General features: G+C 66.4%; 1 protein-coding gene. It reads left to right on the forward strand.

Annotated features, from left to right (window positions below; all coding sequences use genetic code 11):
• A partial coding sequence (locus AC1D01_RS37640) for an AAA family ATPase (protein ID WP_477875048.1) occupies positions 1 to 531 on the forward strand: 531 nt, incomplete at its 5' end.
• Positions 532 to 648 lie beyond the last annotated feature (117 nt).

Below are 648 nucleotides of genomic sequence, written 5' to 3' on the forward strand. Positions count from 1 at the left end.
CTGACCGACAACAACGGGCGCAAGGCCGACTTCCGCAACGTCATCATCATCATGACGACGAACGCGGGCGCGGAGACGATGAACAAGTCGACGATCGGCTTCACGAACTCCCGCGAGCAGGGCGACGAGATGGCCGACATCAAGCGGCTGTTCACGCCGGAGTTCCGCAACCGGCTCGACGCGACCGTCAGCTTCCGGGCGCTGAACGAAGAGATCATCCTGCGGGTGGTCGACAAGTTCCTGCTGCAGCTCGAGGGCCAGCTGTCGGAGAAGAAGGTCGAGGTCACGTTCACCGACGGCCTGCGCAAGCTGCTGGCGAAGAAGGGCTTCGACCCGCTGATGGGGGCGCGGCCGATGCAGCGCCTGATCCAGGACACGATCCGCCGTGCGCTGGCCGACGAGCTGCTGTTCGGCAGCCTGGTCGATGGCGGCCGCCTGACGGTGGACGTGGACGCCGACGGCAAGACGGTGCTCGACATCCAGCCGGCGAAGAAGATCGACAAGCCGAAGGCCGAGCCGGCGACGGCCTGATCTTCTCTCTCTGCGATCGACGAAACGGGGCCTGCGGGCCCCGTCTTTCTTGGGGCTGCCTTCAGGCTGTCGACGGCTCCGCGAGCGGGAAGCGCGCTGCCGGGTCCTGCCCGAAGA

The sequence above is a fragment of the Rhizobacter sp. P3_B12 genome, assembly GCF_056402895.1.